The organism is Paucibacter sp. B2R-40, assembly GCF_025717555.1.
Classification (GTDB): Bacteria; Pseudomonadota; Gammaproteobacteria; order Burkholderiales; family Burkholderiaceae_C; genus Paucibacter_A.
Genome location: NZ_JAJIRP010000008.1, coordinates 24,849 through 40,378, shown reverse-complemented (window position 1 = coordinate 40,378; position 15,530 = coordinate 24,849). Strand labels below are relative to the sequence as shown.

13 protein-coding genes are annotated in these 15,530 nt (G+C 61.4%); 8 read left to right on the top strand and 5 right to left on the bottom strand.

All coding sequences use genetic code 11. The features are described from left to right. Nucleotides 1-18: 18 nt before the first annotated feature. From LNV09_RS16505 to LNV09_RS16495, 3 genes are all read right to left on the bottom strand, one after another. On the bottom strand, nt 19-3,807 hold the full coding sequence (locus LNV09_RS16505; RefSeq protein ID WP_263558169.1) for a hypothetical protein: 3,789 nt from the start codon (nt 3,805-3,807) through the stop codon (nt 19-21). A 134-nt stretch (nt 3,808-3,941) separates the two neighbouring features. Further along, nucleotides 3,942-4,904, bottom strand: coding sequence for an Hsp33 family molecular chaperone HslO (hslO, locus tag LNV09_RS16500; protein WP_263558168.1), 963 nt, complete (start codon nt 4,902-4,904; stop codon nt 3,942-3,944). Then, nucleotides 4,897-5,436, bottom strand: a complete 540-nt coding sequence (locus tag LNV09_RS16495) for a gamma carbonic anhydrase family protein (RefSeq protein WP_263558167.1) — start codon at nt 5,434-5,436, stop codon at nt 4,897-4,899. The genes hslO and LNV09_RS16495 overlap by 8 nt, the downstream gene beginning before the upstream one ends. Nucleotides 5,437-5,498: 62 nt before the next feature. On the opposite strand from LNV09_RS16495, the gene LNV09_RS16490 reads away from it, so the two are divergent. The 3 genes from LNV09_RS16490 (at nt 5,499) to LNV09_RS16480 (ending at nt 7,659) form a co-directional block, all read left to right on the top strand. Beyond that, nucleotides 5,499-6,299 carry a ferritin-like domain-containing protein gene (locus LNV09_RS16490; protein WP_263558166.1) on the top strand — a complete coding sequence of 267 codons (801 nt, stop codon included), beginning with the start codon at nt 5,499-5,501 and terminating at the stop codon, nt 6,297-6,299. A 59-nt stretch (nt 6,300-6,358) separates the two neighbouring features. Next, nucleotides 6,359-7,276: a DMT family transporter gene (locus LNV09_RS16485; RefSeq protein WP_263558165.1), complete on the top strand. Its 918-nt coding sequence runs from the start codon at nt 6,359-6,361 to the stop codon at nt 7,274-7,276. A gap of 170 nt (nt 7,277-7,446) precedes the next feature. Beyond that, complete coding sequence (locus tag LNV09_RS16480; RefSeq protein ID WP_263558164.1) at nt 7,447-7,659, top strand: hypothetical protein; 213 nt, start codon at nt 7,447-7,449, stop codon at nt 7,657-7,659. Nucleotides 7,660-7,687: 28 nt separating this feature from the next. Here LNV09_RS16480 and LNV09_RS16475 read toward each other — a convergent pair whose 3' ends face one another. Both LNV09_RS16475 and LNV09_RS16470 read right to left on the bottom strand, forming a co-directional pair. Beyond that, a complete protein-coding gene (locus tag LNV09_RS16475; protein ID WP_263558163.1) occupies nt 7,688-8,479 on the bottom strand; it encodes a MipA/OmpV family protein in 792 nt (263 codons plus the stop codon). Between the two features lie 62 nt (nt 8,480-8,541). Then, on the bottom strand, nt 8,542-9,012 hold the full coding sequence (locus LNV09_RS16470; RefSeq protein ID WP_263558162.1) for an Lrp/AsnC family transcriptional regulator: 471 nt from the start codon (nt 9,010-9,012) through the stop codon (nt 8,542-8,544). A gap of 156 nt (nt 9,013-9,168) precedes the next feature. Between LNV09_RS16470 and aptA the strand changes: the two genes are divergently transcribed. From aptA to LNV09_RS16445, 5 genes are all read left to right on the top strand, one after another. Then, nucleotides 9,169-10,488 (top strand): omega-aminotransferase AptA, encoded by a 1,320-nt coding sequence (aptA, locus tag LNV09_RS16465; RefSeq protein ID WP_263558161.1) that lies wholly within the window; start codon nt 9,169-9,171, stop codon nt 10,486-10,488. Nucleotides 10,489-10,525: 37 nt separating this feature from the next. Beyond that, nucleotides 10,526-11,836 carry an NAD(P)/FAD-dependent oxidoreductase gene (locus LNV09_RS16460; RefSeq protein ID WP_263558160.1) on the top strand — a complete coding sequence of 437 codons (1,311 nt, stop codon included), beginning with the start codon at nt 10,526-10,528 and terminating at the stop codon, nt 11,834-11,836. Further along, the gene (locus tag LNV09_RS16455) at nt 11,833-12,642 is read left to right on the top strand and encodes a gamma-glutamyl-gamma-aminobutyrate hydrolase family protein (RefSeq protein WP_263558159.1); all 810 of its coding nucleotides are present in this window, start codon (nt 11,833-11,835) and stop codon (nt 12,640-12,642) included. Before LNV09_RS16460 ends, LNV09_RS16455 begins: the two co-directional genes overlap by 4 nt. A gap of 73 nt (nt 12,643-12,715) precedes the next feature. Continuing rightward, a complete protein-coding gene (locus tag LNV09_RS16450) occupies nt 12,716-14,083 on the top strand; it encodes a glutamine synthetase family protein (protein WP_263558158.1) in 1,368 nt (455 codons plus the stop codon). A 30-nt stretch (nt 14,084-14,113) separates the two neighbouring features. Then, the gene (locus LNV09_RS16445) at nt 14,114-15,508 is read left to right on the top strand and encodes an aspartate aminotransferase family protein (RefSeq protein WP_263558157.1); all 1,395 of its coding nucleotides are present in this window, start codon (nt 14,114-14,116) and stop codon (nt 15,506-15,508) included. Nucleotides 15,509-15,530 lie beyond the last annotated feature (22 nt).

The following is a 15,530-nucleotide window of genomic DNA, read 5'->3' as shown; positions in this document are numbered from 1 at the left end:
GGCCTCAGTCTAACGGGATCACCGCGCCAGCAAGAGGTAGTCAAACAGCTGCGCTCCGCCGGCCCCGCCCAAGGGCACCAGCAAGGCCTTCAACAAGGGCTGCTCGAACATCGGCGCAAACGCGCCGGTTTGATTGCCCTCAACCGAGGCGATCAAGCGCTTGAAGGGTTCCACCAAGACCGCCATATCGGACCGGCCTCCTGCCAACCAGCGCAGATCGGCATTCATGCTGGCCAGCGCGCGCTTGCGGGTTTTCTCTGCTGCAATTTTCAATAACGATGCCAGCACGATCAGCCAAATCAGGTAGAGGCTGATGGAAACAGCGATCGCCGGTGTCAGCGACCAGTTGTCGAACAGTCGGCTGCGCGCCACCACCAGCAGGGCCAACACAAGAAATGGGCCGATCACCAGGCGCGAGACATATTCGGTGCGCCGCGCCACCACTTGCACATCCAGCCAGTCGTCCAACAAACAGTGGAAAGCGCCACTTTGGGGTCCACCTTGGGGCAAAGCCGAGACGCTGTCTTGCCGCTCCTCCAAACGTGCCGGGAACAAACGCTGCCAAAGCGGCGCATGCAACTCACCCAACTGCTGGGCGAAATGCGCAATCGTGGCCTGCGGATAGGCCGAACGACCGCAATTCAAGTGTCCGATGAAGCGAAAGGCCAGCATGGTGGCGTCCGCCACCGCCACCACCAACAGCGGCAACAACAGCAAAGTGGCATACAGGGTCGCTCGCACCAATTGCCGATGCTCGGACCCGCGCACGGGCACTTCGGGCACCTGCCCTTCGCTGAGGCCGATGAACAGCGCCGTGACCACCAGCACACTGATCAAATACCAAACAATCGTGCGCGCGGCGCGCGGCCGGCTGTCGCCGCGCTCACCGTACTGTGTCCACAAGCTCAAGAAGTCACTGCTCTCGCCGCAGGGCCGCTGCCAGGTCGAAATGCTGATCTGTCTGAACCAGCCTTTGAGCATGCCCTGCACACCGATGCGCGAAACACCGGGCGCCTTGGCCTGCGGCAGTTGCAGCCAAGCCGAATCCTGGTGCATGCGCCTGAGCGTGTCGGACCAAGCAAAGTCCAGCGTCCACAGAATGGTCATCAAGGCCAATAAATGGATCAGTTGCGAGGGCCATGCGCTGACACCTTGCAACCAGGTCACGGGTTCGCAATCCAGACAGACCTTGTATTCGGCGCCCGGCCAAGCCACCCAGACCCAGGCACAGGCAATCAAGGCCAACACCGCCACATGCAGCTTGTCGACACCCGCCTCTTGCTCCGCCGTCGAAGCGACGGCGTTGCGCTGCTGCGCCAGCAAGCTGGGCATGACCGCCAGCAAAGCGGCAAATGCAGCCAATGCCGACAAAATCAAGGTCTGGGCAAAGCTCATTTGCTGCGGCCGCACCAGCTCGATCAGCGAGCAAAAGACATAGGCACACAGCGCTGCATGCAAAGCCACCAACACCACCGCAGGCAAATTCATCGGCAAGGCATCGGGCGCGAGAGGCCGGCGCAAATAGGCCATCCGCGCTTGCCTGATCGCCGGCGTTGAGGGCCATACCAACAGCCCAATCAGCATCAGCGCTGCCACCAATCCCGCCACGATCAACCGCGCCGAGCCTGAATTTGCTGGCTGATTCAGCAAGGCATAACCGCTCAGCGGCACGGCGCCGTTGCGGCCAATTTCGTACAGCGACGGGTTGTCAAGTGCATCGCTGGCGGCCAACTTTTCCTCGTCCAGACATTCAACACTGCGACAAGCTGCTCGCCGGGCGGCCAAATAGCTGGCGGTTTGATAGACATCGCGCAGCGGCGGTGTGCCGGCCTGCAAGTCGACAAGGCCCGGCTTGGGCGGATAGAACTCCAGCGGCAGACTGGTGGCGACGATCAAATTTCGGGTGAACGCTTGGACACGCGGATGCAGGAAGCGCGCGTCCATATCGGTGGTGAAAAACACCTTGTCCGAGAAAGTGTCGTGCAGCGCTTGCAGGACCAAGAGTTTGTCGTGCACATCATTGGCCAGAATGCCGATGGCACCGATGGGTCCACCGCTGCCCGGGGCTTCGCTGTTCCTCAAAGAGCTGGCCAAGCGGCGCAGATAGTCGAGCTGATCACGGCTTTCAGGCCACTCCAAGGCGGTCGCCTTGCTAGCGGCAGCGCGCTCATTGCTTTCACGCCCAGCATCGCGGGTCGTCACACCGTCAATGCCGCGAAAGAAATAGACCGGCTCGAAGCTCAAGTTGTGAAAATCCTTCAGCCGATGTTGCAACTCATTGACCAAGGACTGCGAGTAGATCGAGTCTCGCTCCGCCACCACCACCAGCCGCCGCTGCTCATTGGCCGGCAGGCGCAATTGCAACTCGGCCACCAAGCGTTTGATTAACTCGTTATCGGTGCTGATCGTGCGCTGAAAATCGATCTTCACCGGCGGCTTGTCGCCCAGCATGCGGTTGAACTTCTCATTCAAGAAAGCGTCCAAATCCTGCTTGCGCAACTCATCCAGCATATTGCTCGACGCGGTGGAGGCCGAGTTGAAGATCTTTGCTCCCGCCAAAAGCCGGTAGCCCTGCAAGGCCGGCCTTGGGTCGGCCAGCAAAGGGCAGCTCAGCACCTGCTCGGCCTTGTTGAAAACGCGCGCCTCCTGCGGCGCGCTGCCGGCGGAACTATCGACTTCGCTCTCCTGCGCCGGCGCATTGGCGATCACCGATGCGGCGGCAGCCTTGCAGTCACAAGCGAGTCCGCGCTCGCCCAGCGCTTCGAAAACTGGTTTTGAATCCTTGGCAAAAACCTCGCTGGCGCGGCGTAAGTCGCTCAGTGCGGTGCGCAAGGCGTCGGTGGACGAGGGCCCGATGATGGCCAAGCGAGGCACGGTGCGACTGGGCTTCACGCAAGGAGCGCGGTTGGCCACCAACTCGGGCCCGAACATGGCGTCCACCATGCGCGCCAAGCCGTCGAGCTTGGAGTCAGGCAGCGCAGACTCATCGACCCACAACACAGCCACTTGCTCAAACCGGCGTAACGGCCCCGTCGTATCGGCTTCACGGTGACGATTGCGTTTGGCCAGCATCTCGTAAGGGACGGTGAACTTGGCCTTGTCGGACGGTTTTGGCGCGCCGGCCCTGCGCAACTCGCGGCAAACCGGAGGATCGTTGTTGGAAAGTAGTTGAGCTGACGTGGAGGCGGAGGTAGAGCCGGACGTTGAGGCGGACGTTGAGGCGGCTGCCCCAGAGGCAGGCGCCTCTGGGGAATTGAGGCTCTGATGCCGGCGCGCGGCCCGCGCCGCCTCGCAGTCATTGGTCAGGCGCTGAACATCAAATTCGAGCAGGCCGATGCGCTCGGCGTTGTCAGGCACATAACCTTGAGCTTGCAGACCGGCGAGTACGGCATAGCGGGTCCGCCGTCGCCCCTCTTCTGCGCCAACAAAAGGGTTGCCAGGCACCAAGGCCAGCACAACGAGTGACTCACTGACGTCCTTGTCGCCGTCCCGGTCAAGCCGGTCACGCAAGACTTCGGGGCGACGCGCGCCTTCCCAACTGCTGCGGCAGGCCGCGATGCCGGAGGTCTTGACGACGCGCTCGCAGCGCTCGGCGCGCTCCAGCTCATAGCGACGCAAGGCCGCAAAAGGGTCTTCCCAAAGCCTGGCGTCGACCTCCATTTCGGCACTGAGCGAGCTTTGTGCCCGCTCCTTCTCGGCCGGTCTGAGTTGCTCGAAGGCATGTGGCACCAGCTGCGTGCTGCCTACAAATGCCACCAGCACCGCCACACTGGTCCAAGGTATGCCGCCGCCTTTGGAATCTGACATCGCACTCTCCCCAGACCGACTTCGGTACGTAGCCAAGCAAGGCCTTGGCTCGGGCCCTGCAAGCCCGCGAAGGTCGCAGTTCGGTGCGGGAGAGTCAATCCCCTAGTTGCTATTCAACGACGGGGCCTGCGGCCCTACTGCACCGTGCCGCTGCCGCCGGCTTGTGCCAGGTCCGAGGCAAACAGCTCGCCCACATCGACCGCGTCATAGTGATACTGGCGGCCACAGAACTCGCAGCCGATCTCGACATTGCCTCGCTCGGCCAGCACCGAATCCAGCTCTTCTCGCCCCAAGCCCTTGAGCATCTGACCGACACGTTCGGGCGAACAGGTGCAGGCGAATTTGGGCGTTAGCGGCTCAAAGCGGCGCACCGACTCCTCCCAGAACAGGCGGCGCAGGACGGTCTCGGCGTCCAGCCCCAGCAACTCATCGGCAGTCAAGGTCGAAGCCAGGATGCTGATGCGGTTGAAAGCATCGGAGAGGCCGATGTCATCCTCATTGCGGGCGCCCTGTCCCTCAAGATTGCCCTCACCCTGCATGGGCAGACGCTGGATCAACAGGCCGGCGGCGATCTCGTCATTGGCGAACAAAATCATCTTGGTGTCCAACTGCTCGGACTGCAGCATGTAATGCTCCAGCACCTCGGAGAGCTTTTGCAGCGGCTCTTTTTGATCACCATGCAGCGGCACCACGCCTTGATAGGGTTGCTGGCCCGGCAGACGATCCTTGGGATCGAGCGTGATCGCGCAGCGCCCCTGGCCATGCACGTTGAGCATCGCCTCTAACTGCGCACCCGCAGGCACCTCGCCGACCACTTTGGCGGTCGCGCGAAAGCTCAAATCCGGTTGCACCTCGGCCACGGCCAGTTTGACCGGGCCGTCACCAAAGACCTGCAGCACCAAGGCGCCATTGAACTTGATATTGGACTGCATCAAGACCGCCGCAGCGGCCATTTCGCCCAGCAGCGCACGCAGCTCGGGCGGATGTGCCCCAACCGCCTCACGGCGCTGCAAGACCTCGCGCCAGCTGTCGGTCAAGCGCACCAACATGCCGCGCACCGGCAGACCTTCAAACAAAAATTTATGCAGTTCACTCATTGGAATTAATCTTCAGTTTCTTCAAGCCTTGCGCATAGCGCTGACTGTTCTGGATGTAATGCGCAGCACTCGCCTTGAGGCCTTCTATTTGCGCTTCGGTCAGGGGGCGCAGCACCTTGGCGGGGCTGCCGACAATCAGCGAGCCGTCCGGGAATTCCTTGCCCTCGGTCACCAAGGCGCCCGCGCCGACCAGGCAATGCTTGCCGATGCGCGCGCCGTTAAGCACCACCGCGCCGATGCCGATCAGCGAGTAGTCGCCGACCGTGCAGCCATGCAACATGCATTGGTGGCCGACCGTCACGCCCTGACCCAGCACCAGCGGAAAACCGTGATCAGCGTGCAAGACCGAGCCGTCCTGGATATTCGTGCCGGCGCCAATGGTCAACTGCTCGGTATCGCCTCTGAGCACCGCCTTGAACCAAACCGACACCTCGGCGCCCAAGCTGACGCGGCCGATGACTTCGGCACTTTCGGCCACCCAGGCCGAGTCGGCCATCTCCGGGCTAAATTCGTCCAACTGATAGATGGCCATGCGCCTCCCGACGAAAAACGTTGATTTTAAGTGCGCGAGCGCAGCCAACCGATAATTCGAGCATGGAAACTCGCTCGCTGGCCCTGAAGGTTTTATGTTTGCAAGATCCGGCCGAAAAAGCCGCCGCCGCGCAGCACCTGTATGCCCAGGTCTTGGCCGGCTTGCCGCTCGATGAGAGTTTGCAGATCGCGCGCCCCGAGGGCGTGCCGGGGCGGCCGCTCAAGCCGCAGCTGATGTCGGCGCTTCAAGTGCCCAAGCGCTCGCCCTTCACTGCCTCCGGGCGCGCGGCGCTGCTGCATGCGATCGCCCATATCGAATTCAACGCCATCAATTTGGCGCTCGATGCGGTTTGGCGTTTCGCCGATATGCCTCGCCAATTTTACCTGGACTGGCTGAAGGTCGCTGCCGAAGAGGCTCAGCACTTCAATTTGTTGCACGCGCATTTGCAAAGCCTGGGCCACTCGTATGGTGACTTTGATGCCCATGACGGCTTGTGGACCATGGCCGAGCGCACCGCCGGCGATGTGTTGGCGCGCATGGCCCTGGTGCCGCGCACCTTGGAGGCGCGCGGCCTTGACGCCACCCCGCCGCTGCAGGCCAAGCTGGCCCGCGCCGGCGACATGCGGGCGGTGGAGATTTTGGACGTGATCCTGCGCGAGGAGGTCGGCCATGTACTGATCGGCAATCATTGGTATCGCTACCTGTGTGAATTGCAAGGGCTGGACCCGGTGGCCCTTTACCCGGATTTGGTGATCCGCTTTGAAGCGCCGCGCCTGCGGCCGCCCTTCAACCGCGGTGCGCGCGCGCTAGCGGGCTTCAGCCAGGAAGAACTGGACTATCTGGACGCTTGGGCGCGGGACTGAGGCTCTGCTCGATAATGTCGGGTTGCGCCTAAAGAGTTGCCTCCCCCCCCCCCTCCCCTATGTCCCGCATCCAAGCCAATCTGCTTCTTGTTGTCATCGCACTGATCTGGGGCTCGGCCTTTGTGGCACAAAGCCACGGCATGCAGCATCTCGGCCCCATGGCGTTCACGGGCATACGTTTTCTGATCGGCGCGCTGATGGTGGCGCCCTTGATGTGGTTTGAGTGGCGCAGCCTGGCGCTCAAGGGCCGGCCGCTGCGCCAAATCGACGGCGCCAAAATTGCTGGTCTGGGCAGCCTGCTGCTGCTGGGCGCGGCAATGCAGCAGATCGGCATTGTCAGCACCACGGTCACCAATGCCGGCTTCCTGACGGCGCTGTATGTACCTTTGGTGCCGGTCTTGGGCTGGTTGCTGTGGCGGCATCTGCCACATTGGTCGGTTTGGCCGGCGGCCTTGGCCTGTCTGGCCGGCGCCTTTTTGCTGTCCGGCGCAGAGCGTTTGGAAATCGGCGTAGGGGACTGGTGGGTGATCTGCTCGGCCTTGCCCTGGGCTTTTCACGTCGTGCTGGTGGGGCGGGTGGCAGACCGCATGGAAGCTCCCTTCTTGGTCGCCGGCGGCCAGTTCGCCGTCTGCGGCCTGCTCGCCTTGGCATGGGCCTGCTTCAATGAGCTTATGAGCTGGTCTGCCGTCGAGGCGGCCGCTTGGCCCTTGGTCTATACCGGCATGATGTCGGTCGGCGTGGCCTTCACCGCTCAAGTGGTTGCGCAGCGCTACGCGCATGCAGCAGACGCGGCCATCATCTTGTCGTCCGAGACCCTGTTTGCCGCACTGTTTGGCTACTACCTGATGGGCGACCGCCTGGGCTCCGCCGGACTGATTGGCTGCGCCCTGATCTTTGTCAGCATGTTGGCCGTACAACTGATTCCGGCTTTGACAATGCTGCAAAACAGCATTAATTCACGTTTGACGCAAAATTAAGGGTTTTCCCTTGGGTTTGTCATAGGGTTTTCACTGAGTTTCGTGACACTGAGGGCCGAGATGCATTGTTAGATGCGTCGAACGGCCCAAGCCCGATGGATCATCAAGCCATCCATGACTTGGACCTCCATAGAACAAAGGTCACTATGACCTGAATAGGGAGCCCTTCCATGTTTGCACTGAACAAGTTCATCGCCACATCGCAGCACTATTTCGTGACGCCTATGCCCAGTGACGCCAAAGTGCCAAGCACGACTGGCAGCGGCTTTGACAACAAGGTTTTTGCCGGTGAAGCACGTGGTCTGCCGATGGAACAATTGACGATGGCTGCGCTGTTGATACTGTCGGGACTGAACTTGGCCAATTCCATCCTGGCAGTTTGAGCGCGAGGGCGCTCGGATTTTTCAGAATTCAGCGCCAAACGTAGCCGACGCCTAGCAATATGTCGTAACGCGCTCTTTGCTGCACCAACGGGCTGTTTTTGATCCGGTCCGAGAACACATCTGCACTGAGAATGCCGCCGATCAACCACTGCGGATTGATCCGGTAGGACGCCACCATACTGGGCACCAAGGACCATGCATGGCCGACGCTATAGGCTGGCCGTCCAGGCGCAGCCTCTGCCGCCGAAACGCCACCGAAGTAGTAGTTAGCCAGTTTGTCCTGGCGCCACATCGCGCCCAAGCCTGGCATCACCATCCAGTTTTCATGCACCAAGGGCGCCGACCAGTTGAAGAGCAGTTCCGTGCCCTTGCTGCGACCACTGACGTCGCTGCTGAAGCGCGCCGTCCAGAGACCGACATCACTGACCAGGCCAAAGCCTAAACCCGCTTCAAGCTGGCCCTTGCGCTTTTCCATCCCATCCCATTTGGACGTATCGGCCGGATCGAGATTGCCCAGACGCAGCCGCAGGCGACCGTACAACTGCATGGAGCCCTGACGCGCGAAGGTATAAAAGGCGCGATCACCCAGGTACATAAAGTCTTTGCCGATATAGATGCCGCCGGGGATGGGCAAGGTCGTGTTGGGTCCGTCCTTGTAGACAGAGGACCCGGTGTAGGCCACGCCGCCTACCGTCCAACCGCCCGGCACCGGCGAGCGCGCTGTGTCGCCCAACATGGCCTTGATGCCCAACAAATCATCGGCTTGCGCAGCCTGCATCAACAACAAGCCCAAACAAAAAGCGGGAATAGATTTATACATAGAGGTTTGGAGTTAGCGATGATGAAACAGCCGGGAATGTAGCCGAGCCCATTCGGAGCCCACTAAAGATTGAACGCCGTCGTCCGTTTGATCGTGCGCAGCACCAACATCGAGTTGGAGCGCGCCACCTCGGGCAGTTGCATCAAGACATCGGTGTGGAAGCGCTCCAAATCCTCGGCATCTTTGTAGGCGAAGCGGATCACATAGTCGTTGGTGCCGGCCACATAAAAGCAGTCCAAAATATCCGGGCTGGCCAGCACCGCCCCCTCGAAAGCGGCCAGAGCCGCCGTCGTCATACGCTCCAAATTGATGATGGTGTAGCTGATGCCTTGCTTGCCGACCGCGCGCGGGTTGACCAAGGCCACATACTGGGCAATCACGCCAGTGTCTTCCAAGTGCTTGACGCGCCGCAAGCAGGCCGAGGGCGACAGATGCACGCGCTGCGCCAACTCCACATTGGGAAGCCGCCCGTCCTTCTGCAACTCATTCAGGATATTGCGATCAATCGCATCCAATTTCACTTCAGAACTCATATTTCGCATATTCCACCAGAAGATGTCGAAATTATGACGTCGAATTGCAAAACATCGGGTTAACGCCCTGCCAATGCGCTCACCTATTGCGTCGCCGCTTGACTAGACTGTTAGCCATTCGGGGCTACACCCCATGCACTCAGACAAGGTCGCAAAATGTCAAGCAATCCCGACGCCAAACTAGACGCCTATTGGATGCCGTTCACGGCCAACCGCCAGTTCAAGCAGGCACCGCGCCTGATCACCGGCGCCGACGGCATGTATTTCACCGACGACAAAGGCCGCCAGGTGCTGGACGGCATTGCCGGCCTGTGGTGTGTCAACGCTGGCCACAATCGCCCGCGCATCGTCGAGGCCATTCAAAAGCAGGCGGCTGAACTTGATTTTGCGCCACCGTTCCAGATGGCCCACCCCAAGGCCTTCGAGCTGGCGGAGCGCTTGATTGAGCTGACCCCGGCCGGCCTCAACAAGGCTTTCTTCACCAACTCCGGCTCCGAAGCGGTGGAAACCGCGCTGAAGATGGCGATTGCCTACCACCGCGTGCGCGGCGAAGGCGCGCGCACCCGCTTGATCGGCCGCGAGCGCGGCTATCACGGCGTCAATTTCGGCGGCATCTCGGTCGGCGGCATGGTGGGAAACCGCAAGATGTTCGGCACCATGCTGAGCGGCGTTGACCATATCCGCCACACCCATGACCCAGCCCGCAATGCCTTCTCAAAGGGGCAACCGGCCTACGGCGCCGAGTTTGCCAATGATCTGGAGAACCTGATCGCGCTGCACGATGCCTCGACCATTGCGGCAGTGATCGTCGAGCCCATCGCGGGTTCAACCGGGGTGCTGATTCCGCCGCAAGGCTATTTGCAACGCCTGCGCGAAATTTGCGACAAGCACGGCATCTTGCTGATCTTCGATGAGGTCATCACGGGCTTTGGCCGCACAGGTAATCCGTTTGCTGCACAGACCTTTGGCGTGACGCCCGATCTGATGACGGTCGCCAAGGGCCTCACCAATGGCTGCGTGCCTATGGGCGCGGTGTTCGCCAAGCAGTTCATTCACGATGCATTTATGCAGGGGCCGGAGCACCTGATCGAGTTCTTCCACGGCTACACCTACTCGGCCCACCCGCTGGCCTGCGCGGCGGCCTTGGGCACCTTGGACACCTATACCGAAGATGGCCTGCTGACCCGCGCAAGCGAGATGCAAGGCTATTTTGCCGAGGCGCTGCATTCCTTGAAGGGCGAGCCGAATGTGATCGACATACGCAATATGGGCCTGGTCGGCGGCTGCGAGTTGGCGCCGCTGCCGGGCGAGCCGGGCAAGCGCGGTTTCTCGGTCTTTCTAGATTGCTGGGAAAAAGGTGTGCTGGTGCGCACCACCGGCGACACCGTCGCCCTGAGCCCGCCGCTGATCATCGAGAAGCAGCATATCGACCACATCATCGACACCGTGCGCGGTGCCTTGAAACGCGCGGCTTGAGCTGGCATTCACACCAAGGACTGCCTAGCGCATACCTATGAGCCTACTCAGCATAGACCGCGAGCTCGCACGCGACAGCTATTACATGGCTACCGCGCAGCGCTCGGAGAGCTTCCCGACGCTGAATGAAGCGATCAGTGCAGACGTCGCGATCGTCGGCGGCGGTTTGGCCGGCTTGTCGGCAGCAATTGAGTTGGCGAGCAGCGGCTTGCAAGTGGTGTTGCTGGAAGCCGGCCAAGTAGGCGGCGGCGCTTCGGGGCGCAATGGCGGCCAAGCCTTGGCAGGTCTGGCTTGCGACCAGGCCACCATCGAGTCTCAGCTTGGTTTGGCCGAAGCCAAACGCATCTGGGCGATGAGCCTGGAGGCAGTTCAATTGATACGCCAACGCAGCGCGCAGTTCGGCATTGACTGCGAATGGCAGAGCGGCTACTTGAGCTTGGCCACCAGCGCGCGCAAGGCGCGCGAGCTGCAAGCCAGCGTCGAGGCAATGGCGCAGAAGTATGGCTTTCAGCAGCGCTGGCTGGAGGGCAAGGATCTGCCGGAATGGATCAGCAGCCCGCGGTTTACTGCTGGCTGTTTTGATGCCGAGTCCGGCCATCTGCACCCGCTCAAATATTGCCTGGGGCTGAGCTTGGCAGCCAAGGCCTTGGGCGTGCGTATCTTTGAGCACAGCGCAGTGACCAAACTGACCCCAGGAACGAAAGTGCATTTGAGCACCGCACTGGGTTCGGTAACAGCTAACCAAGTGCTGCTCGCCGGCAATGTCTATCTGCAAGAAATCGCGCCAGATCTGGCGCCAAGTTTGAGTCAGCGCATCATGCCAGTCGGCACTTATATTGCCTGCACGGAGCCTTTGGATGCAGAGCGCCTTAAAGCCTTGATCCCCTCGCGCGCGGCCGTCTGCGACACCAATTTCGCGCTCGACTACTTTCGCCCGACCGCAGATCAACGCCTGCTGTACGGCGGCCGCGTCAGCTACAGCACCGCCTCGCCGCGCGACCTTGAACTCAGCATGCGCCAGCGCATCTTGGCGACATTTCCGCAGCTGCAAGCTGTGGCGATCGACTATGTCTGGGGCGGTTTTGTCGACATTTCGATGAACCGCGCGCCTGACTTTGGTCGTCTGGGACCGAATGCTAACGTCTATTACCTGCAGGGCTTCTCGGGCCATGGCCTGGCCTTGACCGGCTTGGCCGGCCGTGTCGTGGCCGAGGCCATGCGAGGAGATGCGGGCCGATTTGACTGTTTCTCGAAACTGCGCCACCGCCCCTTTCCGGGTGGCAAACTGATGCGCATGCCGGCCCTTGTGCTGGGCATGGCTTACTACCGATTGAAGGATATGTTTTGAGTCCCCCGAACACAAAACCCAAGGCAAAACCCCTCGTGCTGGTGCCGGCCTGCAATCTGCCGCTGAATGGCCACCCGTTTCATATCGCAGGCAAGAAATACCTCGATGCCGTGCGCCTGGCCGGCTGCTTGCCACTGGTGGTGCCTTCTACGGCGCGGGATGATCTGGACCAGCTTCTGGAATTGGCCGACGGCATCTTCTTGACCGGCTCGCCGTCGAATGTGCATCCCGACCATTTCGGCGAGGCGGTGCACAACCCCGCCCTGCCACTGGACCCCGAGCGCGACGCGCTGACCTTGCCCTTGATTCGGCGTGCCGTTGCCGCCGGTCTGCCCTTGTTTGCGGTCTGTCGCGGCTTTCAAGAAACCAATGTCGCTTTGGGCGGCAGCTTGCACCAAGCGGTGCAGGAGCAAGCCGGCCTTCACGACCATCGCGCGCCCGAAGGCCAGCCCAATGAAGTCGCTTATGCCGACACGCACCCGGTGCAGGTGCTGCCCGGGGGACAGCTCGAGGCGCTGCTTGGCCACGCGCACATTCAAGTCAATTCACTCCACGGTCAAGGTGTGAAGACCTTGGCGCCGGGTCTGCGCATCGAAGCGGTGGCGCCGGATGGCCTGGTGGAAGCCTTCAGCGTGGTGGCAGACAGCAGCCAATTTGCGCTGTGCGTGCAATGGCACCCGGAATGGCAGGCGGCGCAAAACCCGCACTCGATGGCGCTGCTGCAAGCCTTCGGCCAAGCTTGCCGCGACTACCGGGACCAGATCCATCCGCTGCGCCATGACTCCTTGCGCGACCCGGAGACCTAGCGCCCAGTTTCAACGCCTTTTTCATCTTCATTTCCCGCACTCTGCGGAACCCAAGAAAAGTCGGAGAAACACCATGGTCGATAGAAGCAATTTCACTTTCAGCGAACTGGAAAACTGGTTCCGCCAGCAGCGCGTCACCGAGATCGAATGCCTGGTGCCGGACTTGACCGGCGTGGCGCGCGGCAAGATCTTGCCGCGCCAAAAATTCACCGAAGACCGCGGCATGCGTCTGCCCGAGGCGGTGGTGGCGATGGGCGTGACGGGAGAGTTCCCCGAGGAAGGCCCCTACTACGACGTCATCAGCCCGAATGACCGCGATATGCATTTGCGCGCCGACCCGACCACTGCGCGCCTGGTGCCCTGGGCGATCGATCCGACCGCGCAAATCATCCACGACTGCTACGACAGGCATGGCGTGCTGGTGCCGTTTGCGCCGCGCTCGGTGCTGCGCCGTGTTTGTGGCCTGTTCGAAGCCGAGGGCTGGGACCCGGTCGTAGCGCCCGAGCTGGAGTTTTATCTGGTCGCGCGCAATACCGACCCGAATCAGCCGCTCAAGCCGCCGGTGGGCCGCTCTGGGCGCGCCGAAACCTCGCGCCAGGCCTATTCGATCGACGCCGTCAACGAGTTCGACCCGCTGTTCGAAGATGTCTATGACTACTGCGAAAAGATGGAACTCAATGTCGACACCTTGATCCATGAGGTCGGCGCCGGTCAGATGGAGATCAACTTCTTCCACGCCCATCCGCTGGGCCTGGCCGACGAGGTGTTCTTCTTCAAGCGCACGGTGCGCGAGGCGGCGCTGCGCCACGATATGTTCGCCACCTTCATGGCCAAGCCCATCGCCGGCGAGCCCGGCAGCGCCATGCATGTGCACCAAAGCGTGATCAACAAGGCCACGGGACGCAACCTGTTCAGCAACGAAGACGGCTCGCCCAGCCAGGAGTTCTTCTGGTACATCGGCGGCTTGCAGAAATACATCCCCGCCGCGATGGCGCTGTTTGCACCCTATGTCAACAGCTACCGCCGCCTGGCTCGCTTCACCGCAGCACCTATCAATATTCAGTGGGGCACCGATAACCGCACGGTCGGCATCCGCTCGCCGCTCGCCGACCCAGCCGCACGCCGGGTCGAGAACCGCGTCATCGGCGCCGACGCCAACCCCTATGTCGCGCTGGCCGCTACGCTGGCCTGCGGCTACTTGGGCATCAAAAACAAAATCGAGCCTGCGCCCGAGTGCAAGGGCGACGCTTATCTGGGCGACTTCCAACTGCCGCGCAGCTTGCACGAGGCGCTCAATCTTCTGCGTGCAGAAAAGGAGTTAGCGGCGATTCTGGGCGAATCTTTTGTGACCGTGTACTCCGAAGTCAAAGAAATCGAGTACGCGGAATACATGAAAGTGATCTCGCCCTGGGAGCGTGAGCATTTGCTGCTGCACGTCTAAGTCAAAGCCAAGCCCAGCACAGGAAGCACCATGAGCAAGTCGAACCGCACAACCCAAGAATGGCAGGCCGCAGACGCCCGCCACTTCCTCCACCCCTTCACCGACTTCAAAGGCCTCGCGGCGAAAGGCTCGCGCATCATCAGCAAGGCCGACAACATCTACCTCTGGGACAGCGAGGGCCACAAAATCCTCGACGGCATGAGTGGCCTGTGGTGCGTCAATGTTGGCTATGGGCAGCAAAGCCTGATCGAGGCAGCCGCCAAGCAGATGGCCGAGCTGCCTTTTTATAACGCCTTCTTCCAGACCGCCACCATGCCGGCGATCGAGCTGGCCGAGGTCTTGGCCGAGATCAGCCCGCCCGGCTTTGAGCATGTTTTTTTCACCGGCTCGGGCTCGGAAGGTAACGACACGATTGTGCGCATGGTGCGCCGATATTGGGATCTGTTGGGAAGCCCCGAGCGCCAGATCATCATCGGCCGCATCAACGGTTACCACGGCTCCACCATGGCGGGCGCCTCGCTGGGAGGCATGAGCGGCATGCACGCACAGGGCGGCCTGCCCATCCCCAATATTACCCACATCGAACAGCCCCATTGGTTCGAGCTGGGCCAGGACATGAGCCGCGAGGACTTTGGCTTAAAGGCGGCCGGCTGGCTGGAGGAGAAGATTCTGGCCTTGGGTGCCGACAAGGTCGCGGCCTTCATCGGCGAGCCGGTGCAAGGGGCCGGCGGCGTGATCGTGCCGCCTTCGACCTACTGGCCCGAGATTCAGCGCATCTGCGACAAATACGGCATTCTCTTGGTCAGCGACGAGGTGATCTGCGGCTTCGGGCGCACCGGCAACTGGTTCGGCTGCGAAACCATGGGCTTCAAGCCCGACCTGATGACCTTCGCCAAGGGCGTCAGCTCCGGCTACATCCCGCTGGGCGGCGTGCTGGTCGGCGAGCGCGTAGCCAAGGTCTTGATCGACGAAGGCGGCGAGTTCAACCATGGCTTCACCTATTCAGGCCACCCGACCGCCTGCGCGGTGGCCTTGGCCAACTTGAAGCTCTTGCGGGAGCAGCATGTGGTCGAGCATGTGCAGGGCGATATCGGCCCCTACCTGGCACAGCGCTTTGCAGAGTTGAATGAACACCCCCTGGTCGGCGAAACCCAGAGCTGCGGCATGATGGCCGCCCTCCAATTGGTCAAAGGCAAGACGGTGCAAAAGCCAACCGGCACGGCTTTTGCTAGCGACTTGGAGGTGGGCATGATCTGCCGCAAGTACTGTTTCGCTAACGGCCTCATCATGCGGGCGGTGGGTGACCGCATGATTGTCGCGCCGCCCTTGGTGATGACCCGCACGCAAATCGACGAAATGATGGGCTTGATCCGGCGCTGCCTGGACCAGACCCTGGCCGAGTTGAGCGAGCGGGATTTGCTCTGAACAGGGCGCGAAGATGGAGCGC

What these genes read in the sequence shown, in the direction of transcription:
- LNV09_RS16480 (WP_263558164.1), top strand. Translation starts at nt 7,447, where the DNA reads ATGTTTGCACTGAACAAGTTCATCGCCACATCGCAGCACTATTTCGTG.
- aptA (WP_263558161.1), top strand. Translation starts at nt 9,169, where the DNA reads ATGTCAAGCAATCCCGACGCCAAACTAGACGCCTATTGGATGCCGTTC.
- LNV09_RS16490 (WP_263558166.1), top strand. Translation starts at nt 5,499, where the DNA reads ATGGAAACTCGCTCGCTGGCCCTGAAGGTTTTATGTTTGCAAGATCCG.
- LNV09_RS16445 (WP_263558157.1), top strand. Translation starts at nt 14,114, where the DNA reads ATGAGCAAGTCGAACCGCACAACCCAAGAATGGCAGGCCGCAGACGCC.
- LNV09_RS16485 (WP_263558165.1), top strand. Translation starts at nt 6,359, where the DNA reads ATGTCCCGCATCCAAGCCAATCTGCTTCTTGTTGTCATCGCACTGATC.
- hslO (WP_263558168.1), bottom strand. Translation starts at nt 4,904, where the DNA reads ATGAGTGAACTGCATAAATTTTTGTTTGAAGGTCTGCCGGTGCGCGGC.
- LNV09_RS16505 (WP_263558169.1), bottom strand. Translation starts at nt 3,807, where the DNA reads ATGTCAGATTCCAAAGGCGGCGGCATACCTTGGACCAGTGTGGCGGTG.
- LNV09_RS16460 (WP_263558160.1), top strand. Translation starts at nt 10,526, where the DNA reads ATGAGCCTACTCAGCATAGACCGCGAGCTCGCACGCGACAGCTATTAC.
- LNV09_RS16495 (WP_263558167.1), bottom strand. Translation starts at nt 5,436, where the DNA reads ATGGCCATCTATCAGTTGGACGAATTTAGCCCGGAGATGGCCGACTCG.
- LNV09_RS16470 (WP_263558162.1), bottom strand. Translation starts at nt 9,012, where the DNA reads ATGAGTTCTGAAGTGAAATTGGATGCGATTGATCGCAATATCCTGAAT.
- LNV09_RS16475 (WP_263558163.1), bottom strand. Translation starts at nt 8,479, where the DNA reads ATGTATAAATCTATTCCCGCTTTTTGTTTGGGCTTGTTGTTGATGCAG.
- LNV09_RS16450 (WP_263558158.1), top strand. Translation starts at nt 12,716, where the DNA reads ATGGTCGATAGAAGCAATTTCACTTTCAGCGAACTGGAAAACTGGTTC.